Source organism: Streptomyces sp. 3211.6, assembly GCF_003634815.1.
Lineage (GTDB): Bacteria > Actinomycetota > Actinomycetes > Streptomycetales > Streptomycetaceae > Streptomyces > Streptomyces katrae_A.
Genome location: NZ_RBXC01000001.1, coordinates 5,192,366 through 5,216,533, shown reverse-complemented (window position 1 = coordinate 5,216,533; position 24,168 = coordinate 5,192,366). Strand labels below are relative to the sequence as shown.

General features: G+C 73.4%; 23 protein-coding genes. 10 read left to right on the top strand and 13 right to left on the bottom strand.

The window, feature by feature from the left end:
- Positions 1-100: 100 nt before the first annotated feature.
- The gene (locus BX286_RS24285; protein WP_121016302.1) at positions 101-1,708 is read left to right on the top strand and encodes an alpha/beta hydrolase; all 1,608 of its coding nucleotides are present in this window, start codon (positions 101-103) and stop codon (positions 1,706-1,708) included.
- Here BX286_RS24285 and moeZ read toward each other — a convergent pair.
- The 7 genes from moeZ to BX286_RS24250 form a co-directional block, all read right to left on the bottom strand.
- A complete protein-coding gene (moeZ, locus tag BX286_RS24280) occupies positions 1,705-2,883 on the bottom strand; it encodes an adenylyltransferase/sulfurtransferase MoeZ (RefSeq protein ID WP_045950911.1) in 1,179 nt (392 codons plus the stop codon). The genes BX286_RS24285 and moeZ overlap by 4 nt on opposite strands.
- 63 nt (positions 2,884-2,946) lie before the next feature.
- Positions 2,947-3,702 (bottom strand): spherulation-specific family 4 protein, encoded by a 756-nt coding sequence (locus BX286_RS24275; protein ID WP_121016300.1) that lies wholly within the window; start codon positions 3,700-3,702, stop codon positions 2,947-2,949.
- The gene (locus BX286_RS24270; protein WP_079429661.1) at positions 3,690-4,706 is read right to left on the bottom strand and encodes an NAD-dependent epimerase/dehydratase family protein; all 1,017 of its coding nucleotides are present in this window, start codon (positions 4,704-4,706) and stop codon (positions 3,690-3,692) included. The genes BX286_RS24275 and BX286_RS24270 overlap by 13 nt, the downstream gene beginning before the upstream one ends.
- An 80-nt stretch (positions 4,707-4,786) precedes the next feature.
- Positions 4,787-5,662 (bottom strand): hypothetical protein, encoded by an 876-nt coding sequence (locus BX286_RS24265; protein WP_261993505.1) that lies wholly within the window; start codon positions 5,660-5,662, stop codon positions 4,787-4,789.
- A gap of 152 nt (positions 5,663-5,814) precedes the next feature.
- Positions 5,815-7,467, bottom strand: a complete 1,653-nt coding sequence (locus tag BX286_RS24260; RefSeq protein ID WP_079429660.1) for a DUF3492 domain-containing protein — start codon at positions 7,465-7,467, stop codon at positions 5,815-5,817.
- 258 nt (positions 7,468-7,725) lie between these two features.
- Positions 7,726-9,132, bottom strand: coding sequence for a DUF3152 domain-containing protein (locus tag BX286_RS24255; RefSeq protein ID WP_121016296.1), 1,407 nt, complete (start codon positions 9,130-9,132; stop codon positions 7,726-7,728).
- Positions 9,133-9,136: 4 nt separating this feature from the next.
- A complete protein-coding gene (locus BX286_RS24250; protein ID WP_100862919.1) occupies positions 9,137-10,132 on the bottom strand; it encodes an alpha/beta fold hydrolase in 996 nt (331 codons plus the stop codon).
- A gap of 131 nt (positions 10,133-10,263) precedes the next feature.
- Here BX286_RS24250 and BX286_RS24245 point away from each other — a divergent pair, with 131 nt between their 5' ends.
- From BX286_RS24245 to BX286_RS24230, 4 genes are all read left to right on the top strand, one after another.
- Positions 10,264-10,479: a hypothetical protein gene (locus tag BX286_RS24245; protein ID WP_079429657.1), complete on the top strand. Its 216-nt coding sequence runs from the start codon at positions 10,264-10,266 to the stop codon at positions 10,477-10,479.
- Positions 10,480-10,636: 157 nt separating this feature from the next.
- Complete coding sequence (locus BX286_RS24240) at positions 10,637-11,275, top strand: TetR/AcrR family transcriptional regulator (RefSeq protein ID WP_007266374.1); 639 nt, start codon at positions 10,637-10,639, stop codon at positions 11,273-11,275.
- Positions 11,276-11,395: 120 nt separating this feature from the next.
- On the top strand, positions 11,396-11,623 hold the full coding sequence (locus tag BX286_RS24235; RefSeq protein WP_079429656.1) for a DUF3107 domain-containing protein: 228 nt from the start codon (positions 11,396-11,398) through the stop codon (positions 11,621-11,623).
- A gap of 117 nt (positions 11,624-11,740) precedes the next feature.
- Positions 11,741-12,043 carry a hypothetical protein gene (locus BX286_RS24230; RefSeq protein WP_398898802.1) on the top strand — a complete coding sequence of 101 codons (303 nt, stop codon included), beginning with the start codon at positions 11,741-11,743 and terminating at the stop codon, positions 12,041-12,043.
- A gap of 123 nt (positions 12,044-12,166) precedes the next feature.
- On the opposite strand, the gene BX286_RS24225 is transcribed toward BX286_RS24230, so the two are convergent.
- Entirely contained in the window at positions 12,167-12,925 is a 759-nt protein-coding gene (locus BX286_RS24225; protein ID WP_079429655.1) for a ferritin-like fold-containing protein, read from the bottom strand.
- 466 nt (positions 12,926-13,391) lie between these two features.
- Between BX286_RS24225 and BX286_RS24220 the strand changes: the two genes are divergently transcribed.
- The 3 genes from BX286_RS24220 (at position 13,392) to BX286_RS36710 (ending at position 16,601) form a co-directional block, all read left to right on the top strand.
- A complete protein-coding gene (locus tag BX286_RS24220; RefSeq protein WP_121016294.1) occupies positions 13,392-15,401 on the top strand; it encodes a DEAD/DEAH box helicase in 2,010 nt (669 codons plus the stop codon).
- Positions 15,402-15,492: 91 nt separating this feature from the next.
- Positions 15,493-16,353: an alpha/beta fold hydrolase gene (locus BX286_RS24215; protein WP_121016292.1), complete on the top strand. Its 861-nt coding sequence runs from the start codon at positions 15,493-15,495 to the stop codon at positions 16,351-16,353.
- A gap of 95 nt (positions 16,354-16,448) precedes the next feature.
- Positions 16,449-16,601: a hypothetical protein gene (locus BX286_RS36710; protein WP_007266367.1), complete on the top strand. Its 153-nt coding sequence runs from the start codon at positions 16,449-16,451 to the stop codon at positions 16,599-16,601.
- Positions 16,602-16,661: 60 nt separating this feature from the next.
- Here BX286_RS36710 and BX286_RS24210 read toward each other — a convergent pair whose 3' ends face one another.
- The 4 genes from BX286_RS24210 to BX286_RS24190 form a co-directional block, all read right to left on the bottom strand.
- A complete protein-coding gene (locus BX286_RS24210) occupies positions 16,662-17,267 on the bottom strand; it encodes a MarC family protein (protein WP_079429653.1) in 606 nt (201 codons plus the stop codon).
- Positions 17,268-17,363: 96 nt separating this feature from the next.
- Complete coding sequence (locus tag BX286_RS24205) at positions 17,364-18,230, bottom strand: PHP domain-containing protein (RefSeq protein WP_079429652.1); 867 nt, start codon at positions 18,228-18,230, stop codon at positions 17,364-17,366.
- 1,493 nt (positions 18,231-19,723) lie between these two features.
- Positions 19,724-20,365 (bottom strand): DUF6758 family protein, encoded by a 642-nt coding sequence (locus BX286_RS24195; RefSeq protein WP_079429650.1) that lies wholly within the window; start codon positions 20,363-20,365, stop codon positions 19,724-19,726.
- A gap of 94 nt (positions 20,366-20,459) precedes the next feature.
- Positions 20,460-21,044, bottom strand: a complete 585-nt coding sequence (locus BX286_RS24190; protein WP_079429649.1) for a suppressor of fused domain protein — start codon at positions 21,042-21,044, stop codon at positions 20,460-20,462.
- A 373-nt stretch (positions 21,045-21,417) separates the two neighbouring features.
- On the opposite strand from BX286_RS24190, the gene BX286_RS24185 reads away from it, so the two are divergent.
- Both BX286_RS24185 and BX286_RS24180 read left to right on the top strand, forming a co-directional pair.
- Positions 21,418-22,530: a magnesium and cobalt transport protein CorA gene (locus BX286_RS24185; RefSeq protein WP_079429648.1), complete on the top strand. Its 1,113-nt coding sequence runs from the start codon at positions 21,418-21,420 to the stop codon at positions 22,528-22,530.
- A gap of 31 nt (positions 22,531-22,561) precedes the next feature.
- A complete protein-coding gene (locus BX286_RS24180) occupies positions 22,562-23,074 on the top strand; it encodes a hypothetical protein (protein WP_079429647.1) in 513 nt (170 codons plus the stop codon).
- A 33-nt stretch (positions 23,075-23,107) separates the two neighbouring features.
- Here the strand turns inward: BX286_RS24180 and BX286_RS24175 are convergent, their stop codons facing one another.
- Complete coding sequence (locus BX286_RS24175; protein ID WP_315974759.1) at positions 23,108-23,995, bottom strand: hypothetical protein; 888 nt, start codon at positions 23,993-23,995, stop codon at positions 23,108-23,110.
- Positions 23,996-24,168 lie beyond the last annotated feature (173 nt).

Below are 24,168 nucleotides of genomic sequence, written 5' to 3'. Positions count from 1 at the left end.
GGCCGGTCACCCGGCCGGACCGCCGGCGGCCCCGGCGGGCCGTGTCACCCGGCTGGACCGTCAGCGGGCGCACGCCGGGGCGGGCGCACACGATGGGGGTATGCCGACCATCGTCCTGCGGACCGCCACTGCCGCCGCCCTCGCCGCCGCGCTGCTCACCACCAGCGCCTGTTCCACCGGCAGCGGCGGTACGAAGAAGGCCCCGGCCGGGGCGGCCGCGGACACCAAGCCCCTCAAGTGGGGGGAGTGCGAGGCCCCCGACGCCGCCGAAGGCGGTGGGCAGGCACCGCCCGCGGACTGGCAGTGCGCCACCCTCGACGTGCCGCTCGACTACGCCAAGCCCGAAGGGGAGACCATCCCCATCGCCCTGATCCGGGCGAAGGCCAGGAACCCCAAGGAGCGGCTCGGCTCCCTCGTCTTCAACTTCGGCGGGCCGGGCGGCTCCGGCATCACCACCCTGCCCGGCGCCGCGAAGGACTACGCGGCCCTGCGCGCCCGCTACGACCTGGTGAGCTTCGACCCGCGCGGGGTCGGCCGCAGCGCCCCGGTGCTCTGCGAGAACGACAAGCAGCTGGACGCGTACTACGCCCAGGACTCCTCCCCCGCCACCCCCGAGCAGGAGAAGGCCTTCACCGAAGCCCTGCGCACCTACCAGAAGGCCTGCCAGGCCAACTCCGGCAAGGTGCTCCCGTACGTCGGCACCGAGAACGCCGCCCGCGACCTCGACCGGATCCGCCAGGCCCTCGGCGACCCGAAGCTGAACTACTTCGGCATCTCCTACGGCACCGAGCTGGGCGGGGTCTACGCCCACCTCTTCCCCAAGAACGTCGGCCGGGCCGTCTTCGACGCGGTCGTGGACCCGACCAAGGACTCCGAGCAGGGTGCGCTCGGCCAGGCGAAGGGCTTCCAGCTGGCCCTCGGGAACTGGGCGCAGGACTGCGTGGACCGGGGCGCGCAGTGCCGGCTCCAGGGCACGACCGCCAAGGAGGTCGAGGACAACATCGTCAAGCTGCAGAAGCAGCTGGCGGCCAAGCCCATCCCCGGCATCGGCGACCGGATGCTCACCGAGACGATGGCCACGAACGGCATCGCGCAGGCCCTGTACTCGAAGGAGCTGTGGCCGCTGCTGGAGCAGGGCCTCGACGAGGCCGAGGGCGGCCAGGGGCAGCTCCTGATGGCCCTGTCCGATGCCCTCAACGGCCGCGACCAGCAAGGCCGTTACAGCAACATCGGCGCCGCCAACACGGCCATCAGCTGCGCGGACTCCAAGGACCGCTACAGCCTGGAGCAGACGAAGGCGAAGCTGCCGGAGTTCCGCAAGGCCTCCCCGGTCTTCGGGGACTTCCTGGGCTGGGCGCTGCTGAGCTGCACGGGCTGGCCGGTGGCCGGCGCCTGGCAGACCCCGGACGTCTCCGCCCCCGGTTCGGCCCCGATCCTGGTGGTCGGCAACACCGGTGACCCGGCGACCCCGTACGAGGGGGCGCGCAACATGGTGGACCGCCTCGGCAAGGGCGTGGGCGTGGAGCTCACCTTCAAGGGGCAGGGGCACGGCGCGTACAACAGCGGCGACCGGTGCGTGCAGCGGGCGGTGAACGCCTACCTGCTGGACGGGAAGGTGCCGGGCGCGAAGGCCGTGTGCACTCCCGGGACGGCGAACGACGAAGGGGTCGTACCGCCGAGCGGTACGACCCCTCCGGGGCAGGTCTAGTAGACCGGCTTCTCGGGCTCGATCTGGTGGACCCAGCCGATCACGCCGCCGCCCACGTGGACGGCGTCCGCGAAGCCCGCGTTCTTCAGGACCGCGAGGACTTCCGCACTGCGGACACCCGTCTTGCAGTGCAAGACGATCCGCTTGTCCTGCGGGAGGTCCTGGAGGGCCGTGCCCATCAGGAACTCGCCCTTGGGGATCAGCTTCGCGCCGGGGATCGAGACGATCTCGTACTCGTTCTTCTCGCGGACGTCGATGATCTCGATGTTCTCGCCCTCGTCGATCCACTCCTTGAGCTGCTTGGGAGTGATCGTCGAGCCGGCGGCGGCCTCCTGGGCCTCCTCCGAGACGACGCCGCAGAAGGCCTCGTAGTCGATGAGCTCGGTGACGGTCGCGTTCGGACCGCAGACCGCGCAGTCGGGGTCCTTGCGGACCTTGACCTGGCGGTACTGCATCTCCAGGGCGTCGTAGATCATCAGGCGGCCGACGAGCGGCTCGCCGACGCCGGTGAGCACCTTGATGGCCTCGGTGACCTGGATGGAGCCGATGGAGGCGCAGAGCACGCCGAGGACGCCGCCCTCGGCGCAGCTCGGGACCATGCCCGGCGGCGGGGGCTCCGGGTAGAGGCAGCGGTAGCAGGGGCCGTGCTCGGACCAGAAGACGGAGGCCTGGCCGTCGAAGCGGTAGATCGAGCCCCAGACGTACGGCTTGTTCAGCAGTACGCAGGCGTCGTTGACCAGGTAGCGCGTGGCGAAGTTGTCCGTGCCGTCGACGATGAGGTCGTACTGGCTGAAGATCTCCATCACGTTCTCGGCCTCGAGCCGCTCTTCGTGAAGGACCACGTTGACGTACGGGTTGATGCCCAGCACGCTGTCACGGGCGGACTCGGCCTTGGAACGGCCGATGTCCGACTGGCTGTGGATGATCTGACGCTGCAGGTTCGACTCGTCGACCTCGTCGAACTCCACGATGCCCAGCGTGCCCACGCCGGCCGCGGCCAGGTACATGAGTGCGGGCGAGCCGAGGCCGCCCGCGCCGACGGCCAGCACCTTGGCGTTCTTCAGGCGCTTCTGGCCGTCCATCCCGACATCCGGGATGATCAGGTGGCGGGAGTACCGACGGACCTCGTCAACGGTGAGCTCAGCAGCTGGCTCGACCAGGGGTGGCAGCGACACGGGGACTCCGTAGATGGGTAAGTCTGAACGGTGGTTCTTCCCGTAACACTGCCACGCCCTTCTTCATTCCGAGACACCCGGTCCGATACGTGAGACGAATTCGTCCCAGTACGCGGGCATCGACTCCCACGGGTCCCGGTCGGGGGTCGCGCGCCGGTCGGTGAACCAGATGGTTCCGGCCCCCTGCCAGCGGGCGATGCGGACGGCCTCCTCCAGATGGGTGCGGGGCACGCCGTGGACGAGGTGGCAGAACCGCTCCGCCGGGTGGTCGGCCGTCCACTCGGCCACCTGCGACCAGCGGTAGTCGGTCCAGGCCCCCGAGAAGGTGACCAGCTGGTCGGCCGCCTCCAGGTAGCCCTCGCAGGGGTGCGTGCCGTGTCCGAGCACGGTCCGCAGGCCCTCGCCGAGCCCGCGCAGGGCGTCGGTGAGCCGGCGGACCCCGGCCAGGCCGGCCCGGTCCGAGGGGGCTTCGGCCAGGTAGAAGCCGCCGACGCCGTACCAGTCGCGGAAGCGGTGGGCGTCGGAGACCAGCTCCCCGAAGGGCCGGGTGCCGCCCCGCAGGGAGAGGCGGCCCAGGACCGTCCCGCCCGCGGTGCGCAGCCGGGCCGACGCCTCCGTGCAGTGCGGGTCGGGGCGGCCGCCGGGGCCGTCGGCGACGTTGAGCACGGCCCAGTGCAGCGGGGTGCCGGGGCGGGTGAGCTCCGCCCACTCCACCGGGGCGAGCAGCGGGTGCGCGTAGCCGGGGATGCCCAGGCCCAGCCGGCCGGACTCGGTCGCGGCGGCCGCCGTGGCCCCGGGCGGGGTGGTCAGATACGGCACGCCGCCTCCATCCAGATGTCCGCGAGGGATTCCTCCAGGTTGATCCGGGGCCGCCAGCCGAGGCGGTCCCGGGCGGTGCGCACGTCGGCCTGCTGCCAGGCGCCGCAGCCGTCGGGGTAGGGGTACGGCTGGGGGGCCGCGGTGGCGAGCTGTTCGGCGGTCGCCTCGGAGCGGGGCGAGCCGATGCCGGCCAGCCCCTGGGGGCGGCCGGGGTGCCCGTGCGGGGAGGCGTTGTGCGGTCCGCCGTGCGGGACGTCGAGCTCGTTGAGGGCGCCCCCGTATCCGGCCACCCGGGCGAGGACGGCCGCCGCGTCGCGCAGCCGGACCGCGCGGCCGGTGCCGATGTTGACCACGCCCTGGGCGGCGGACAGGGAGGCGGCGTGCACGGCCCGGGCCACGTCCCGTACGTCCACGAAGTCGCGCTGCACGCCGAGCCCGCTGAGCTTGAGCTCCCCGTCCCCGGACTGCATGGCGCGCCGCATCGCCTCGGCGAGCCGGCCGAGCGGGGACCCGGCGGGGGTGCCGGGGCCGACGGGCGAGAACACCCGCAGGACGACGGCGTCCAGCCCGGAGCCCAGTACCAGCTCGGTGGCGGCGAGCTTGCTGACACCGTACGGTCCGCCGGGTCTCGGCACGGCGTCCTCGGCCGTGGACGAGCCGGGCTGGCTGGGCCCGTACTCGGCGGCGCAGCCGAGCTGGACGAGCCGGGCCCCGCAGCCGCTGCGGCGCAGGGACTCGCAGATGGTGGCGACGGCGACGGTGTTGTGCCGGGTGAGCTCCCGGGCTCCGCCGCGGGTGGCGCCCGCGCAGTTGATGACGACGCCCGGGTGGACGGCGTCCAGGAACCGGGTGAGGGCGCCGGGACTGCCGGTGGCCAGGTCGAAACGGACGTCGGCGTCGTCGCCCCGGCCCAGCGCGGTGAGCTGGACGGCGGGGTCGGCGAGCAGCCGGTCCGCGACGTAGCGGCCGAGGTAACCGTTGGCTCCGATCAGCAGCACCCTCATCGCACGGCCCCTCGGTTGGTTGGCTGGCCGGTCATCCTGTTTCTCCTTGGTTGGGTGGGGTCGGTATAGGGGTACGGCGCTCAGGGGCGCGCGTGTGCGGAGGCACGGGACAGCGCGCGGAAGGCGTGTACGAGGAGCCCCGCGAGGGCCGCGTAGACGGCGGCCGGGACGGGGACCAGGGCGAGCACCAGTGCCGCGGCCACCGGTGCGCGGTGCGCGCCGTGGCCGAGGAGGAGCCGGACCAGGAACAGCAGCACCGCGAGCGGTACGGCCGTCGCCGGGGCGGCTCCGGCGAGCGAGGCGGCCCCCGTGGCGGCCGCGGTGAACAGCAGGAGCGCTCCGGCCAGCAGGGGCCTGGCCCCGGCGGCGAACTCGTCCAGGGCCCGGCTCCCGGCGAGGCGGCGCCGGGCCCGGGCCGCGTAGAGGGCGGCGGTGAGGTAGCCGGGGGCGACGGCCAGGGCGAGGGCCGGCCCGAGGGCGGGCCCGTGCCGGTGGACAGCCCAGCCGGCGACGGCGGCCGCGAGCAGGTGGGCGGTGCCGGGGAACCGCCCCGCGGCCCGCCCGGGCCACACCAGCGCGGCGACGGCGAGCAGCCCCGCCGCCGGCCCCGCCCCGGGCACCCCGGCGGCGGCCGCCGCGCACCCGAGGGCCCCGGGCAGCAGGGCGCCCCCGAAGCGCCGCGCCACCGTCCGGCGCCCGGCCGGGGCGCGGGCCAGGCCCGCGACGGGTCCCTCCCCGCGCGGGGTCCGCGCGTACAGCTCCTCGGCGAGGGAGAACACGTCCCGGTGCCGGAACCGTGCGGCAGTCCGGTCGGTGATCCCGCACGCCTCCAGCCCGGCGGCCACCTCGAGCGCGTCGACGGCCCGCTCGCAGAGCTCCCGGTGCCGGTGCAGCAGCACCTTGACGGGATCCGCGCCCCGCCGCCCGGCCGCCACCGCCCGAGGGCCACCCGCCACCTGCGCGGCCGCAGGCCGGCCAAAACCAGCCCCGCCGGCGTTTGAGGCGCGGGGGCTCGCGGGCAGAGCCCCCGACAAGGGCGTCGCGCCGACTCCCACGGCCGCAGCCCCGCCGCCAGGCACCGGCGCCGCACCCGCGATGTCCGACGTAGTCATACCGCCGCCTCCTCGGCCCCGGCCGGCTCGGCGACGCTCCAGGTCGGCGTCGTCCAGTGCCCCGGAACGCGCGCCTCGGCAGGCCGGGCGAACGGGACCTCCCCCTCCGCCCGCGAGGAAGCCCTGGCCAGCAGCCACAGGTAGCTCTCCCGGAAGGCCTCCACGTTCTGCTCGACCGTGAACAGCTCCAGCGCCCGCGCCCGCGCCGCGGCCCCCAGCCGCTGGGCCCGTTCCGGTTCGCCGAGCAGCGCGAGACAGGCGTCGGCCAGGGCGCGCGGGTTGCGCGGCGGCACCACCAGCCCGGTGCCGCCGATGACCTCGCAGACGGCCCCCACGTCCGTGGACACCGTCGCCCGGCCGCACAGCATCGCCTCGACGAGGCTGATCGGGAACCCCTCGATCACCGAGGACAGCAGCACGATCCGCCCGGCGGCGTACGCGTCGGCGGCCGACGGCGCCTCGGGCCCGCCGACCTCCTCGAACCCGACGGGGTTCTCCCCGACGGTCCGCGCGTCGGCGGCCTCGTCGGGGAAGAGCTGCGCGGCCAGCGACCGGCAGTCGGCCAGGTACCCCGGCACGGCGGCCGTGGCGAAGATCCGCAGCCGGGTCTGCGGCGCGGCCCGCCGGATCTCGGCGAAGGCGTGCAGCAGGCCGATCAGGTCCTTGGCCGGCTCCACCCGCCCGACCCACACCAGGGTGTCGGGGTCCCCGCAGCCGGGGTCCTCCCCGACGGCGGCGAATCGGTCCGCCTCCATCCCCGGGTACACGGTCCGCACCCGCTCCCGGGGCGCCCCGCACCGCTCCTGCCAGCGCCGGGCGTGCGCGTTGCCCGGGGTCAGCAGGTCGGCGCGGGCGTAGATCTCCCCGGCCAGCCGGACGTGGAAGGCCGCGAGCAGGGCGCGCACGGCGGGCCGGGTGGCCCCTCCCGGGCCGCCGGGCCCGCCAGGGGCGTCGGGACCCTGGTCCAGGTAGTGGGCGCGCAGCTGGACCCCGTACTCGGTGACCAGCAGCGGGACCCCGCAGAAGCGTTTGGCCAGCAGCCCGGGGACGGCGGCCGCCCCGCCGGCGGCGGCGTGGCCGACGTCGACGGCGCCGAGCCCGTCCTCCCCGTACCAGTCGAGGGACAGCGGGCGCAGCAGCCGCTCCAGCTCGTCGGCGAACTCCAGCAGGTCGGGGACCCGCGCTTCCCGTACGGCCCGGCCCGCGCCCGGGGCCCGGCAGCCGGCCTCCAGGGCCCGTACGGCGGTCTCCGAGCGCAGGGCCGCGTACATCCCGCCCTGTTCCCGGGCCAGTTCGGCGAGCCCGTACAGCCCGGCCGCGAAGGCCTCGGCCATGGCCGGGCCGGCCTCGGACGCGCTCCCGCCGCAGATGCCGCGCACCAGCTCCCCGAAGCAGGCGGCGAAGCGCCGCCGCTCGCGCCGCGAGTGGGTCCGGCCGTCGTCGGCGGGGGCCCACAGCGGGGCGGTACGCACCCGGCTGACGTGCTGGGGGAGCGGGACCAGCCCGCGCTCCTCCTGTTCGGCGCTGCGGCCCAGCGCGTAGAGCTCGAACTCGTGCTGCGGGAGTCCGCGCACGAGCCGGTCGCACCACAGCCCCGCCTCTCCGGCCGCATACGGATAACCACCTTCGCTGAGCAGTCCGATCCGCACGAGTGGCACCCCCGTTCTCCCGTTCCTGGCGGTCGCCGTAGGTCCGGTGACCCGCCGCGGGAGAACTCAAGCGGATACACCGGTGGCGCGACGGACGGTTGTCCGTCGCGCCACCGGAAGGGGTGAAGAGTCGTAACTTTCCCGTACGGTTCGCGTTCGAGCGCGCTAGGAAAGGCCTCGGCGGGACGTGCGGAGAACCGCTGCCGGTCACCGGACGGCTGCCCGCGCGCGCACCGGCCATTTCCCCGCCGGGTGCGGTCAATTCCCCGGATATACCCAGGGGTTGGGAAGGCAGTGAATGTTGTCGATGTCGAGGGACTTCGTCTGCTGCTGCATGATCGGCGCGAGCGAGCCCGGCCTCGTGCAGCTCACGTGCCCGTGTCCGAGACGGTGGCCGACCTCGTGGTTGATGAGCATCTGCCGGTAGGCGAGCATCTGGTCGGCGCCGTAGGTCGGTGAGCCCTGTCCCCACCGGAAGGCGTTGATCATCACGCGTTCGGTGCTGGCGGAGTCACAGGAGACGTTGTCGATCGTGGTGTCCAGTCCGGACTTGGCGCACCATGCGCCGGTGGTGCCGGGGCTGGCCAGGGTGATGACGAAGTCGGCCTTGCCCTCGGGCACCCGCTCGAAGGTCATCTCCCCGTCGTGGGCCCAGCTGCGCGGGTCGTTGAGGGTGCGCTGCACGGCTTCCGCGAAGAGCTGCGGGTCCATGCCGAGGCCCTGTTCCACGTCGACCCGGTAGCGCACGACCTTGCCCTTGCCCGGCGCCTTGGCGACGCCGGGAACGGTGTCGAAGGTGCCCGGGCCGGTGAGTCTGGCGTCGATGGGCAGCTGCTGCGCCATCTGCTGTTCGTACGTCGCGGGCTGTGCGGGCGGCGGGGAGGCGGGGGTGGGGCGGCCGTCGGAGCGGGAGGCGGTCTTGTCGCCGGCGGCCCGCTGGGGGGCGTCGTCCCCGGCGGCGTGCGCTTCGGAGGCGGCCGGGCCGCCCTCGGCGGTGACCTGGCCGGCGACTACCACGGCGAGCGCGGCGGTGACGGCCAGGGCGGCGGCCCCGGTGTAGAGGCGCACCCGCGTGCCGCGGGCGGTCCCGGGCCGGTCCGCGCCGGGCGCTGCGGGGGTGCGGGGGCCGGGTACGCGGCGGTGCGAGCCGGTGGAGGTGACGGTGTCGACGGCGGGGGCCGCGGGCTCCTCGGTGATGCGGGGGAAGCCGGCGGCGGGGGTCGCGAAGGCCGGGGCGGCGGCGTCCCGGGGCGCGGGCGCGGTGGGCGCCGCGGCGCGGTGGGCCCCGCGCCGGTCTGCGTAACGGACGGCGGGGGCCGGGTCGGCGCCCCAGGCGCCGCCCGGCTCACGCTGCTCGGGGTGGCCGGCGGGGCGGACGGAGGGCGGGACGGCGCCCTGGTGGACGACGGTGGGCTCGGCGGCCCGCCGCCGCCCGCGCGGCTCGCCGTACCCGGCGGGTTCGTACGGGGCGGGTTCGTACGGGGCGGCAGCGTGCGGCGCGGGTTCGTGCGGGGCGGCAGCGTGCGGCGCGGGTTCGTGCGGGGCGGGTTCGTGCGGCGCGGGTTCGTGGGGCCCGGGGTCGTACAGCCCGTCCGGGCCGGGCTCGTACGGTGACGGCGACGGCGCGGGCGCGGCTGCGGGGGTCTTGCGACTATGTCGTCCCACGTGCTCAGCCCTTGCCGTCTGCGGTATCTCGGTCGGTGTCCCCGGCGGCGGTGTCGCGCAGCAGCTCCCGGAAGGCGGCGGCCACCACCTCGGGGTACTCCATCATCGCCACGTGCCCGGCCTCGGGCAGGGTCAGCAGCCGCGAACCCCGGAAGGCCGCGGCGGCCTTGCGCGCCATACGGTACGAGACCAGTTGGTCGCGGCCACCGTAGACCAGCAGGGTCGGCGCGAGCACGCGCTGCGCCTGGCGCCACAGTCCGTGTTGCCCGCCGAGGGTGTAGGCGTCGACGATCCCGCGCGAGGAACGGCTCATCGCCTCCCAGAAGTACGGCAGGGCCAGGCGCCGTTCCATCTCCTCGACGGCGTGGGCGAAGCCTTCCGGTGTCACCCGTGAGGGGTCTCCGTAACAGAGGTCCGTCACCCCCCGGGTGCGCTGTTCGGCCGTCAGGTGCCGGGTGAGGCGCCCGAAGAGGGCGGGCACGCCGGGCAGGGCGAGCAGGGCGGTGGGCACGGCCGAGCTCTGCACGCGCAACTCGGGCAGTGCGGGCGAGACCAGCGTGAGGGTGCGTACGAGGTCGGGGCGGACGGCGGCCACGCGGGTGGAGACGGCGCCGCCGAGGGAGTTGCCGAACAGGTGCACGGGGCCGCGGCCGGCGGCGTCGAGGTGGCGGATGACGGCGCGGGCCAGGGCCGTGACCGAGTAGTCGCGGTCGGCGGGCGGCGGGGACCAGCCGAAGCCGGGCAGGTCGACCGCTTCGCCGTCGACGCTGTCGGCAAGCTGCTCCATGAGCGCGGACCAGTTCTGGGAGGAGCCGCCGAGGCCGTGCACGAACAGCGCGGGCGGCAGACCCTCCCGCCGCGGTGGCCGGAAACGTACGTTCATCTCCAGGCCCGGCAGCGCGACGGTGCGCAGGCCCTCCCCTTCGGCCACCCGGACGGCTCCCACCTGGGAGGTCGGCTCGGTGGTGGACCGTACGCCCGGCAGCTCGGTCGAAGACATGGGCCAATGTTACGAGACGATCACGCTCACCCCCCGGCGTTGCCTTGTGTTGGCGGTCACAGGACCGCCTGGCGGCGGGCTGCCGATCCTCCTAGGCTCAGAGGAGGACGAGCGAAGGCGAGGGGAGTGGAATGACTGTCGACCCTGGCGAACCGGACAGCTTCCGGGGACGGTTCGCGGAACCGATCGGCGCCGAGGCTCCGGAGGCGGATGCCGCCGAGCAGCTCACCGACGTCCAGCAGGAGGAGGACGACCCGCTCACCGGCGCGGACCGGGACGACGCCCCTGAAGCCGACGCCGCGGAGCAGGCCCGGGTCGTGCCCCTGGACGAGGAGGACTACCGCTGACAGCATCTGCCAGGCGCTGACCAGCATGTCCGGGGTGCGTCCAGGCCGTCCGCACAGCGAGAAAACCCGGCTTGAACCCACCAGATTCGGTTACCGAAAAGTACGATGGCGGCGCGGCGCAGAGCGCACTGTGTTCTTAGAGAAAGTGGGAGGCGGCGTGACAGCCATCGAGCAGACCGAGGCAGCGCGTCCGCGGGGTACGCGGCTGCCGCGCCGTGCCCGGCGCAACCAGTTGCTGGGCGCTGCCCAGGAGGTGTTCGTCGCGCAGGGTTACCACGCCGCGGCGATGGACGACATCGCGGAGCGGGCGGGCGTCAGCAAGCCGGTGCTGTATCAGCACTTCCCCGGCAAGCTCGACCTCTACCTGGCGCTGCTGGACCAGCACTGCGAGAACCTGCTGCAGGCGGTGCGCGGGGCGCTGGAGTCCACCAGTGACAACAAGCTGCGCGTGGCGGCGACGATGGACGCCTACTTCGCGTACGTGGAGGACGAGGGTGGCGCGTTCCGGCTGGTGTTCGAGTCGGACCTGACGAACGAGCCGGCGGTGCGCGAGCGCGTCGACCGGGTGTCGCTGCAGTGCGCGGAGGCCATCTCGGACGTGATCGCCGAGGACACGGGGCTGTCGAAGGACGAGTCGATGCTGCTGGCCGTGGGCCTGGGCGGGGTCTCGCAGGTCGTGGCCCGGTACTGGCTGTCGAGCGAGAGCCCGGTCGCCCGGGACACGGCGGTGGGTCTGCTGACCTCGCTCGCCTGGCGCGGCATTGCCGGTTTCCCGTTGCACGGCACGGAGGCCTGACCGGCCGTTGTTCGCTGCGAGCGTGTCCGCCGCGAGCCGATCGTGTCCCCTCACCGGGCTAATGTGGACCGGGTACGGCGCGGCTGATCGCGCGAACCGGACCGTCGGAGGGACAAAGCCGTGGAGGTCAAGATCGGCGTGCAGCACGCACCCCGGGAGATCGTGCTGGAGAGCGGCCTGAGCGCCGAGGAGCTGGAGGGCATCGTCGCCGAGGCCCTGACCGGCACCGCGCCGCTGCTGAGCCTGACCGACGTCAAGGGCCGCAAGGTCCTGGTGCCGTCCGACCGTCTGGCGTACGTCGACCTGGGCGAGCCGGCGCAGCGCAAGGTCGGTTTCGGGGCTCTCTGAGGCACTCGAGTACGAGTGGATCGGCCCGGCGGATGCATCCGCCGGGCCGTTTCCGCTTCTTCCGCTTCGGGTAGGACCGCAGTGACCCGGTTTGCCCTGACGTAGGGGAGTGACCAGATGATGCTGATGGAGGCCGTCGGCTCCGGTCTGCTGGGCCTCGCCCTCGCGGGCGTGGCCGTGCGGGTGCTCGCCAAACGACTGCCCTCCACCAGAACGGTGCTGGTCAGCGGGGTGACCGGCGCCCTGTTCGGGGCCTATCTGACGCACATGTCGCTGGGACCGGGGCACAACACGCTGTTCGCGACCCTGCTCGGCGGCCTCGGCGTGTCGGCCGTCGTGCTGTCCCTGCTGCTGCGTCCGGCGGCCGGGGGCGGCGGCGGTCCGCGCCGCCCTCCGTTTTCGCTTCCGTCGCGGAGCTGACAGCGGCGGGGCCGGGGACGGCGGGGCGCGGGACTGAACCGCTGTCCTCCCGCGCCCCCGTCAGGGGCGCGGGGAACCGCGCGACCAGCCGCCGACGGACCACCTACCGCGGAGCGCCAAGCGCTAGGCCGCGAGGCCGAGGGCGGCCATGCGCTTGGTGTGGGCCTTGGTGATCCGGGTGAACATCTCGCCGACGGCCGCCAGGTCGAAGCCGGCCGCCATCCCGTCCACACCGCCGACCAGCATGGTGGACAGCGCGTCGCGCTCGGCGACCACGCGCTGGGCCTGCGACAGGGCCTCGCCCATCAGGCGGCGCGCCCACAGGGCGAGCCGGCCGCCGACGCGCGGGTCGGCCTCGATCGCGGCGCGCACCTTCTCCACGGCGAAGCCGCCGTGACCGGTGTCGTCGAGGACGCCGACGACCAGGGCGCGGGTGTCGGTGTCGAGGTGGGTGGCGACCTCGCGGTAGAAGTCGCTGGCGATCGAGTCGCCGACGTACGCCTTGACCAGGCCCTCCAGCCAGTCGGAGGGGGCGGTCTGGCGGTGGAAGTCGTCCACGCCCTTGGCGAAGGGCTCCATCGCGGCCGTCGGCTCGGCGTCGATCGCGGCGAGCCGGTCGCGCAGCCGCTCGAAGTGGTGGAACTCGGCGGAGGCCATCTTCGCCAGCTCGGCCTTGTCGCCGAGGGTGGGCGCGAGCTTCGCGTCCTCCGCCAGGCGCTCGAAGGCCGCGAGCTCCCCGTACGCCAGCGCGCCGAGGAGGTCCACGACGGCGGCCCGGTACTGCGGGGAGGCGGAGGCGGTCGCCCAGTCCTGGGCGGCGATGCCCTGCGCCCCGGCCTGGGCGTTCTCGTCGGCGGGAGATGCGTTTTCAACGGTCGACATGCTCCGCACAATAGCCCGCCGAAAGGCGGGACAAGTCACCACTCCACCATGCTCCCGCTCCGTGTAAACCCGCTTACCTGGTGAATTCACCCGACACACCTGCGCGATTCCGGGGTACAGTGGTAATGCGCCTGCCGAATACTCGGCGGGCCATCCGAATGAGGATGCCCGGTCGGTGGCCCGATCGGCTCCACCCGACCGCCCTCGGCGCGGGCAGTGCGCACATGCGTACCGCCTCCACGAGGGGCCCCCTCAGCGGCACGAGAGCCTGAGCGATGGCAGTGGTCCCGCGCAGCTTCGTACGACCCGCCCGAACCCCGGGTGGGCGCAGTACCGCAAGCCCGGCACGGTAGGACCCCCCTCGCCGCCTCGCGCCGCGTCTCACAGAAGAGGCAGCACCCTGACTACGTTCCGAGAACTCGGGATCTTCCCCGAGACCGCCGAGGCCCTGGAAGCCGTCGGCATCGTGTCCCCCTTCCCGATCCAGGAGATGACCCTCCCCGTCGCCCTCTCCGGCACGGACGTCATCGGCCAGGCGAAGACCGGAACCGGCAAGACGCTCGGTTTCGGCCTTCCGCTGCTGGAGCGGGTCGTCGTCCCCGCGGACGTCGAGGCCGGCCGGGCCACGCCCGAGCAGCTGACCGACGCACCGCAGGCGCTTGTGGTGGTTCCCACCCGCGAGCTGTGCACCCAGGTCACCAACGACCTGCTCACCGCGGGCAAGGTCCGCAACGTCCGCGTCCTCGCCATATACGGCGGCCGCGCGTACGAGCCCCAGGTCGAGGCGCTCCAGAAGGGCGTCGACGTGATCGTCGGCACCCCGGGCCGCCTGCTGGACCTGGCCGGGCAGAAGAAGCTCGACCTGTCCCGCGTCAAGGCCCTCGTCCTGGACGAGGCCGACGAGATGCTCGACCTGGGCTTCCTGCCCGACGTCGAGAAGATCATGAACCTGCTGCCGGCCAAGCGCCAGACGATGCTGTTCTCGGCGACCATGCCGGGCGCCGTCATCGGCCTCGCCCGCCGCTACATGTCGCAGCCGACGCACATCCGCGCCGTCTCCGAGGACGGCGAGGGCGCGACCGTCGCCAACATCAAGCAGCACGTCTTCCGCGCGCACAACATGGACAAGCCGGAGCTCGTCTCCCGCATCCTCCAGGCCGACGGCCGCGGGCTCGCGATGATCTTCTGCCGTACCAAGCGCACGGCCGCCGACATCGCCGAGCAGCTGGAGCGGCGCGGCTTCGCCTCCGGCGCCGTCCACGGCGACCTGGGCCAGGGCGCCCGCGAGCAGGCGCTGCGCGCCTTCCGCAACGGCAAGGTCGACGTGCTGGTGTGCACCGACGTCGCCGCGCGCGGCATCGACGTCGAGGGCGTCACGCACGTCATCAACTACCAGACGCCGGAGGACGAGAAGACCTTCCTGCACCGCGTGGGCCGCACCGGCCGCGCGGGCAACAAGGGCACTGCCGTCACCCTGGTCGACTGGGACGACATCCCGCGCTGGCAGCTGATCAACAAGGCGCTGGAGCTGGACTTCCACGACCCGGTCGAGACGTACTCCACCTCGCCGCACCTCTTCGAGGAGCTGGGCATCCCGGCCGGCACCAAGGGCATCCTGCCGCGCGCCGAGCGCACGCGGGCCGGCCTGAAGGCCGAGGAGCTGGAGGACCTGGGCGAGACCGGCGGACGCGGTGGCCGTGGCGGCCGCGCCGCCGCCGCTCCGGCCGAGGAGCGTCCCGCCCGGACCCGTACGCCGCGCCAGCGCCGCCGCACCCGCGGTGGGTCGGAGCTGGGCGCCGAGGTCGAGGCCGCCGCCGTGGCGTCCCCGGCCGCCGAGGCGCCTGCCGACGAGGCGCGCCGCCCGCGCCGCCGCCGCACCCGGCTGACGGCCGCGGCCGTCGCCGCGGTGAACGAGGCCGAGGCCCCGCTCGTGGCGGCGCCGGTCGTCGAGGCCCCCCTGGCCGAGGCGCCGGTCGTGGCCGAGGAGGCGCCGGTGGTCCAGCAGCGCCGTACCCGGACCCGCAAGGCCGTCGCCGAGGCGCCGGTCGTGGAAGCTCCCGTCGCGGAGGCCCCGGTCGTGGCCGAGGAGGCTCCGGCGCAGCCGAAGCGCACCCGGACCCGCAAGGCCGCCGTCGCGGAGGCCCCGGTCGTGGAGGCCGTCGTGGCCGAGGAGGTTCCGGCGCAGCCGAAGCGCACCCGGACCCGCAAGGCCGCCGTCGCGGAGGCCCCGGTGGCGGAGGCCCCCGCGGCCGTCGCCCCGGTCGCCGATGCTCCGGTCGCCGATGCTCCGGTCCGGCCGCGCCGGGTTCCGACCCGCAAGGCCGCGCCGACCCCGATCCCGGACGTGGTGATCGTGGACGAGGCTCCCGCGGCCCCGCGCCGCCGGACCCGCAAGGTGGTCGCCCCGGCCTCCGAGCCGCAGTTCCAGATCGCCCCGCCGAGCGAGCCGGTCCGCACGACCCGCCGCTTCCGCTAGGCACCACGCGTACGAGGACGGCCCCGGCACCCCTTCCCAGGGGGCCGGGGCCGTCCTCGTATGCGGGCCTACGGGCCGGTAGCCTCGGGCCATGAGCAAGCCGCCGCGCCTCACCCTGCCCCCCGCCGCCCGCGCGTACCGCCTGACCACCTCGCGCGGCGAGTTCGCCGTGCACGAGGCGGGCGAGCCCGTGCACGGCACCGCCCTGCTGGTCCCCGGGTTCACGGGCAGCAAGGAGGACTTCATCGCCCTGCTGGAGCCCCTGGCCGCCGCCGGGTTCCGGGCGGTCGCCGTCGACGGGCGCGGTCAGCACGAGAGCCCCGGCCCGCGCGAGGAGTCCGCGTACGAGCTCCACGAGCTGGCCCTCGACCTCCTGGCCCAGGCCCGGGCCCTGGACGCCCGCGGCCCCCTCCACCTGGTCGGCCACTCCCTGGGCGGCCTCGTCTCCCGCGCCGCCGTCCTGCGCGACGCCTCCCCCTTCGCCTCCCTCACCCTGATGAGCAGCGGCCCCGCCGCGATCACGGAGGAGCAGCAGGCGCGCACCAAGCTCCTGGTGGCGGCACTGGAGGCGATGCGTGACGACATGCCCGCCATCTGGGAGGCCATGCGGGCCCAGGACCCGGCCGACGCCGTTCCCGACTCCCCCGAGCTGGCCGCGTTCCTGCGCGACCGCTGGCTGGCCACCGTCCCGGAGCAGCTGATCACCACCGGCCGGGTCCTGGTCTCGGAGCCGGACCGGGTGGCGGAGCTGGCGGCGGTCCCGCTGCCGAAGCTGGTCCTGTCGGGGGTGGTGGACTACGCCTGGCCGGTCCCCCTGATGGACGAGATGGCCGTCCGGCTGGGCGCTTCGCGGGTGGTCGTCGAAGGGGCCGAACACTCCCCCAACGCGGAGAATCCGCAGGTCACGGCGGCTTCTCTAGCGGCCTTCTGGCGATCCTTGACCACGCAGTAGTTAGCTAAGGAAAAAATTTCCTTAGCGTAGGGAATGTTTCCGAAGGGCGCCTGGTTGACCCCTGTGCAAGGAGAACACCGACGAAGGGAGAAGCCGTGCGCTTCGAGATTCTGCGCCTGGACGATGTCGACGGAACCGCCGTGGACAGCACCGTCGTGGACGCGGCCTCCGTCAACCGGATCGTGCAGCAGGCGGCCGCCATCGGCCAGCGCATCCTGATCCGACCGGCCGAGAGTGCGTCCTCCTGATGCTTCCGAAACGCCCCCGTACCGATCCGGTACGGGGGCGTTCGCATGTGCGGCGGCGGGTCAGGCTCCGTGGACGACCTGGAGGACGCCGTTGATGATCTGCTGGACGGCGATGGCCGAGAGCATCATGCCGGCGAGGCGGGTGACCAGGACGACACCGCCGTCCTTGATGATGCGGATGATCACCAGCGAGTAGCGCATGGTCAGCCACAGCACCACGTGCATCGCGGCGATCGCGGTCCACACCGAGAGCTGCCCGCCGAACCCGTCGGCCTTCTGCACGGCCAGGATCACGGAGACGATCGCACCGGGACCGGCCAGCAGCGGCATGCCCAGCGGGACCAGGGCGACGTTGACGTCCTTCGTCTGCTTGGGCTCGTCCGTCTTGCCCGTGAGCAGGTCGAGCGCGATGAGCAGGAGCAGCAGACCACCGGCGATCATCAGCGCCGGGACGGAGACGTGCAGGTAGTCCAGGATCTGCTGGCCGCAGATGCCGAAGGTGGCGATCACGCCGAAGGCGACGCAGACGGCCTGCCAGGCCATACGGCGCTGCACCTTGGCCGGGCGTCCCGAGGTCAGCGCGAGGAAGATCGGAGTGATGCCCGGCGGGTCCATAATCACAAAAAGCGTGAGAAAAAGGGATCCGAAGACGGCGAAGTCGAACACAGTGATGCCTTGCATAGAGGGGTGTTACGAAAAGGGGCGAGAGGGAAGGGCGCACACGGGCCCGGCGACCGCTGCCTCAGCGGCGGTCGGCGACGCTCAGGCGCGGGTGACTCCGCCGGCGCCCGGCACGGGGAAGGCCCCCGTGGCCCGGCGCGTGATCTCGCCGTAGATCTCGGGGTCGGTGGTGTACTCCCCGAGACGGCAGGTCTTGCGGCTGCCGTGGTAGTCGCTGGAACCGGTGGTCAGCAGACCGAGGTCCCCGGCCAGTCCGCGCAGGCGCGCGCGGGTGTCGGTGTCGTGGTCCATGTGGTCCACCTCGATGCCGTCCAGGCCCGCGGCCGCGAGGGCGGCTATCGCCTCCTCGGGCACGCAGACGCCGCGCTTGACGGCGGCGGGGTGCGCGAAGACGGTGACCCCGCCGGCCGCCTTGACCAGGCGGATGGCGTCGAAGGGGTCCAGCTCGTGCTTCTCGGCGTACGCGCGGCCGCCGTCGGCGAGCCAGTCCGCGGTGAACGCGTCGGAGACGGTGGGGACGACCCCCAGCTCAACCATGGCGGTCGCGATGTGCGGCCGCCCGACGGAGCCGTTCCCGGCGATCCGGGCCACCTGCTCCCAGGTCACACCGACACCGAGCTCCTGGAGCTTGCCGATCATGGCCTGGGCGCGCGGGGTGCGGTCGTCACGCACGAGCTCCCGCTCACGGGCGAGCTCGGGCTCCTGCGGGTCGAAGAGGTAGGCCAGCATGTGCAGCCCGACCCCGTCGAGCCGGCAGGACAACTCGGCCCCGGTGACCAGCGTGAGGCCCTGCGGCACGGCCGCGATGGCCTCGGCGTATCCCCCGACGGTGTCGTGGTCGGTCAGCGCGACCACGTCCAGCCCGGCCGCGGCGGCATTGCGCACCAGCTCGGCCGGGGTGTCGGTCCCGTCGGAAGCCGTGGAGTGGGCGTGCAGGTCGATGCGCACAGCCGGGCTCCAGGGTTCGAACGGACGAGGGGGACACTCCAGGGTACCCGTGCCACGCCATGGCAAGCCCCCCGGCTCGGGGGGGGTGGGGCGGGGTCGGAACGGGACAGCGGACCGGTGCCGGGGGTGGGCGGGGCCACACTCGGCGGTCTCAGAGCAGCCTTGGGGCTTTCCCGTCAGTCTCATCGTCCTTCCGCGTCGGGCCACCCTGTCAAGGGCGCTCCTTCGTCGCGTCGCTTCGCGATCGCCTGCGGCGACCCTTGACAGGCCGTCCCGCCGCGCAATGCCGAAGACTGCCGGGAAACCCCCAAAAGGACGGCACGGTCCATCGATGGACATACGCGGGATCAGCGACCCTTCGGGGTCGTCGGGGGCCGCCTCGCCAAGCATCCGGGCCGCCAGGAGTGTCAAACGGGGCCGCGATTCGCGACAGATCGCTACGCGCTCCTCATTTCTCAGCGTCCGACGACCGCCTGGGGCCGCTGCCCGCACCAAAGGATGATGGGAGTGGCATTCGGGGCCGGTGGGCGCATCAAATCGCTACGCGCTCCTCTGATTTCGGCGTCCGCGACCCGTCTGGGGCCGCTGCCCGCACCAAAAGCCGACGGAATTGGCATCCGAAGCCGCCAGGCGCGCCAGATCGCTACGCGCTCCTCGAATTCCGGCGTCCGGCGGCCGTATTGGGCTGATACCTGCACCAAATGACGAACAGAGCGGCATCCGGGCTCTGGGGCGCGCCAGATCGCTACGCGCTCCTCGAATTCCGGCGTCCGACGGCCGTCTGGGGCTGGTGACGGCACCAAAAGCCGATCCGCAGAGCATCCCGGCCCAAGACGGCCATCAGCCGCCGAGAAATGAGGAGCGCGTAGCGATCTGACGCGCCTGAGGTCGCCCGATGGCCTTCTCATCAGCATTTCGTGCAGGCAGCAGCCCCATGCGGTCGGCGGACGCCGAAAAGAGGGGAGCGCGTAGCGATTTGTGGCGCCCACCGGCCCCGGATGCCGAATCCGTCGTCCTTCCCTGCGGGCAGCGACCCCAGGCGGCTGGTAGACGCTGAGACGGGAGGAGCGCGTAGCGATCTGTCGCGGATCGCGGCCCCGGATGGCAATCCTGGCGGCCCGGATGCTTGGCGAGGCGGCCCCCGACCTCCCCGGCTGGTCGCTGATGCCGCCGGATGTCTCAGATACGTCCGTCCCGTTCCTTTGGGGGTTTCCCGGCAGTCTTCGGCATTGCGCGGCGGGACGGCCTGTCAAGGGTCGCCGCAGGCGATCGCGAAGCGACGCGACGAAGGAGCGCCCTTGACAGGGCGGCCCGACGCGGAAGGACGATGAGACTGACGGGAAAGCCCCAACCCATCCCTGAGACCGCCCGGCTCTGGCCCCGCCCTCTCCGGTACCGGTCCGCTGTCTCGTTCCGGCCAGGTCAGGTCCCGCCGCGAGGTGGGTGGGCAGGCGCCGCCCGGCCCCCACCCCTCGAGGGGGCGATGGCCCGCCTCATGGCCCCAGGATCCGGGGGCTCAGTGCGCCGCACGGGACCAGTTCCACCTCCGCCCCCGCGTCGCGGAGGTCGGCCAGGACCAGTTCGTCGTACATGAGGAGACCCGACTGTTCCGGCCAGACGATGGCCCACAGCCACAGGCCCCGGGCCTCGCCCGCGAAGACGGCGCGGTCCTCCGGGACGCCCGACACGTGCCACAGCGGGGTCGGCCTGCCGTCGGCGACGACCTTGGCGTGCGGGGGGCCCGAGACGTCGAGGCCCGTGCCGGGGTCGGGGCCGTCGATGCCCGCGAAGCGGGCGCCGAGGCCGACGCCGAGTTCCTCGGAGACCAGCAGCAGCTCGCCCAGGCCGCCCAGCGGGCCGGGGCCGGTGCAGGCCACGACCGTGGCCCGGCCGCCGGTCCGGTCGTCACCGGCGGACGCCACCCCGGTGAACAGCCAGCCCACCGGCAGCGGCCAGGGCATCCACACCGGCACCTTGGACCGGTTCGCCACCACGCCCAGGCCCTCCACGCTGGGCGGGATGACGGGCTGCAGCGGGTGGACGGGGCCGTGCACGGCGCACTGCCAGGAGTCGGAGAAGAGACCGGGCGCGCGGACCCGGCCACCACACTTCGGGCAACTCGGTTCGCCCCTCATAGGAAGCACGCTCCTCCCCGCCCGGCGCCCCGTCAAGACGCGATCACCCGTCCGGATGGCATGCGTGCCCGCAGGTGCCGCGCTCGGTCCAGGCTCAGTCCAGTGCGACGGCCGTACGCAGAGGGTCCCGCAGATCCGTGCCGCGCGCGAGCCAGCGCTCCTGGAGGGCGGCCGCGCCGTGCACCCTCTTCCAGGCGGCCTCGTTCGCCGTCATCGGCAGCAGCGGCAGGAAGCGGACGGGGTCCATCGGCTCGTCCAGTTCCAGGTCCTCGACCAGTCCGCCCGGCTCCGCGACGAGGACCGAGGTGAACGGTGCCCCCTCCCACAGCGGTTCGCCCACGTCGAGGGAGGCGCCGGGGGCCACGACCAGCCCCTCGACCACCGGCGAGGCCGCCAGCACCGCGAGGGGCCGCAGCACCTTGTCGGTGGGCGCGAGCCCCGCCCGTACCGTCAGCACCAGCTCGGCGCGCGGCCCGCGCACCGGGTCGGCGACCACGGCGGTGGGGTCGGTCATGGGGTGCGCGGACATGCCGAGGGTCGCGTACCGCACGAGGTCGCCCTCGGTGAAGCGGAGGACCTCGATGCGGTCGGTGCCCAGGAAGGTGACGGCGGCGCGGGCGTCGGGTTCGCCGAACGCGCTGCGCAGCCGGGCTTCGACGAGGGCCGGAATTTCTGCCATGGAGGGAGCATAGAACTCCTATCCGGCGGGTAAAGACCGGCGTTTGACCATCCGTCGGCTGATAGTGTTGACAGCTGGTCGGGGCCGCGTGCAGAAGCATGGTTCAGGGCTCCGGCGACAGGACGTCCCCCACGGGGGACCGGCCGGAGGAGGTGGGGCTGCGATGGATCGAAGTCGATCGTGCAGTACCAATCGCTCTTCGGCGACTTTCCAGGGCGGCTCCAGCCCCCTTTGATCTTCTGATCAGCAGAAGAGCGACGGCAGAACTTTGTCCTCCCGTCCTGTTTCCCTCCGTCCGCACGGGCCCGCGTGCCCGCCGCCGGAGGGCCTCCCACCCGTGCGGTCCGCAGCCGTGCGCGAGAAGGAGCCTGCCATGTCGATGCTGCCCTACCTCCGTGCCGCCGTCCGTCCGGCACTGCGCAAGTCCACTCCCGTCCTGCCCGGCTACGACACCACCCGCGACCCCTCCGCGAGCAGCGCGGTGGTGGACTGCGCCGTCTACCGCGACGGCCGGCGGGCGCAGGGCGACTGCCTGACGCCCCGTGAGGCGCTGCGCCGGGTCCGGGAGGACGGCGGGTTCGCCTGGATCGGTCTGCACGAGCCCACCGAGGCCGAGTTCGCCGGGATCGCCGCCACCTTCGGGCTGCACCCGCTGGCCGTGGAGGACGCGGTGCACGCGCACCAGCGGCCGAAGCTGGAGCGCTACGACGAGACCCTGTTCACGGTCTTCAAGACGATCCACTACGTGGAGCACGCCGAACTGACCGCCACCAGCGAGGTGGTGGAGACCGGCGAGGTGATGTGCTTCACGGGCCCCGACTTCGTGATCACGGTCCGGCACGGCGGCCAGGGCTCCCTGCGGACCCTGCGCCACCGCCTCCAGGACGACCCGCAGCTCCTCGCCCGGGGCCCGTCGGCGGTGCTGCACTCGATCGCCGACCACGTGGTGGACGGCTACATCGCCGTCGCGTCGGCGGTGCAGGACGACATCGACGAGGTGGAGAGCGCGGTGTTCGCCGCCCCCGCCAAGGGGGTCGCCCGGGGCGGCGACGCGGGCCGCATCTACCAGCTCAAGCGGGAGGTGCTGGAGTTCAAGCGGGCGGTCTCCCCGCTGCTGCGGCCGATGGAGCTGCTGAGCGAGCGGCCCATGCGGCTGGTGGACCCGGACATCCAGAAGTACTTCCGCGACGTCGCCGACCACCTCGCCCGGGTGCACGAGCAGGTCATCGGCTTCGACGAGCTGCTGAACTCCATCCTCCAGGCGAACCTGGCCCAGGCCTCCGTCGCCCAGAACGAGGACATGCGCAAGATCACCTCCTGGGCGGCGATCATCGCCGTCCCCACGATGATCTGCGGCGTGTACGGGATGAACTTCGACCACATGCCGGAGCTGCACTGGCGCTACGGCTATCCGCTGGTGATGGCGGCGATCGTCGGCAGCTGCCTCACCATCCACCGGGCCCTGCGGCGCAACGGCTGGCTGTAGCGGGCGGGAGCGCACGCCCTACGCTGTGCGCATGACTCTCAGCGCACTCGACCTGGCCCTCGTCGAGGAGGCCTCCAAGAAGTCCGGCCTGATCTGGGTCCGCGGCGCCGGCGCCGACCGGGCCCTGTGGCACGCGTGGGTGGACGGTGCCGCGCACGTGCTCGGTGACGGCCCCGGCGAGCAGCCCTTCCCCGGGCTCGCCGACGGCGGCGCCGCCGAGGTGACGGTACGCAGCAAGGACAAGGGCGGCCGGCTCGTGGCCTGGACCGCGGCGGTACGGGAGCTCGCGCCCGGCAGCGGGCCGTGGGAGAGCGCCGTCGCCGAGCTGAAGGGCAAGCGGCTGAACGCCCCCGACTCGGAGGGGATGACGGAGCGCTGGGCCCGGGAGTGCCGGCTGCTGCGGCTGGAGCCGGTGGCGGTGGCCGGCCGGCTGCCCGAGGGCTCGCTGGCCGCGGCGCCCCTGGCCTCCCCCGCGACGACCCGCAGGCCGATCCCGGCGGGTCTGCCGAAGCTGCTGCTGAAGCGGAAGAAGAAGCGGGGCTGAGGCGGGGCGGGTGGGGCTGAGCCGGGCGGGCGCTCAGCCGCCCGTCGGGTTCGACCCCTGCCCGGAGGTGCCGGCGCCCGAGGCGCCGGTGCCGCTCGTTGCGGTGCCCTTGGACGGGGCCGGGGAGGCTCCCGTGCCCTTGCCCTTGCCGCCCGTGGTGCCGCCGGTGGTGCCTCCCGTGGCGCCCGTGCCGTCCTTGGTGGTCGGCAGCTGGGAGCCGTAGTCCACGGTCTGGTCCTGCGCGGGCGCCTCCAGCGGGAAGGTCTTGCCCCACTCGGACAGCTCCACCCGGCCCGCGCCGCCCGCGCGCTCCATCAGCAGCGGGTACGGGGTGCCTTCCAGGGAGACCGTCAGCTTGCCGCCCTTGCCCGCGTCGGCGGAGACCGGCACCGCCCGGGTGTGCCCGACGGTGGTGTAGCCGCCCTTGGTGAGCTTGCCCTGGAGGCCGAGGAGCCCGTCGAGCAGCACGTGTATGTCGGTGAACCCGCGGAACTGCTTGTACGTGGGGTCGCTCTCGGGCACCTTCACGTACTTGTCGCCGAGCTTGCCGGCCGAGTCCGACTTCCCCCAGAAGGCCGCGCTCGCCTTCAGGTACAGCTGTTCGCCGACCCGCAGCACCTGGAAGGTGTCGGCCTGCGACTTCACCTCGCCGGAGCCCCCGTCGGCCTTCAGCCTCAGGTCGAGGGTGAAGGGCTTGCCGCCGACGACGAGGTTTCCGGAGAGGTGGACCGAGTTGGCGGCGGCGGCCGCTGCCTTCGCCTGGCTCTCGATCTTCTCCGGCGTCTGCTTGCCGACCCCGTTCGTGCCCTTGTCGGGGTCCGTCTTCTCCGCGCAGCCCGTCGCGGTGACGGCGATGCCCGCGCACAGGGCACCGATGACGGCGGCCCGGCGCAGCCGTACGGCGGAGGAGTGGGCGCTCACGTCGGGTGCCTCTCGTCGTGGGTCGGCTGGGTACGGCTCCCGGCGGTGGCCGCAGGAGCAGCAGGCAGCGTACCCGCCTGCGGAACCCGTCCCGCCGGACCCCCGGCCGGACCGCCCCACCAGGACGCTGTCCCCCGGCAGGGGCTAGCCTGAGGCACGGCAGGACTGGTGAT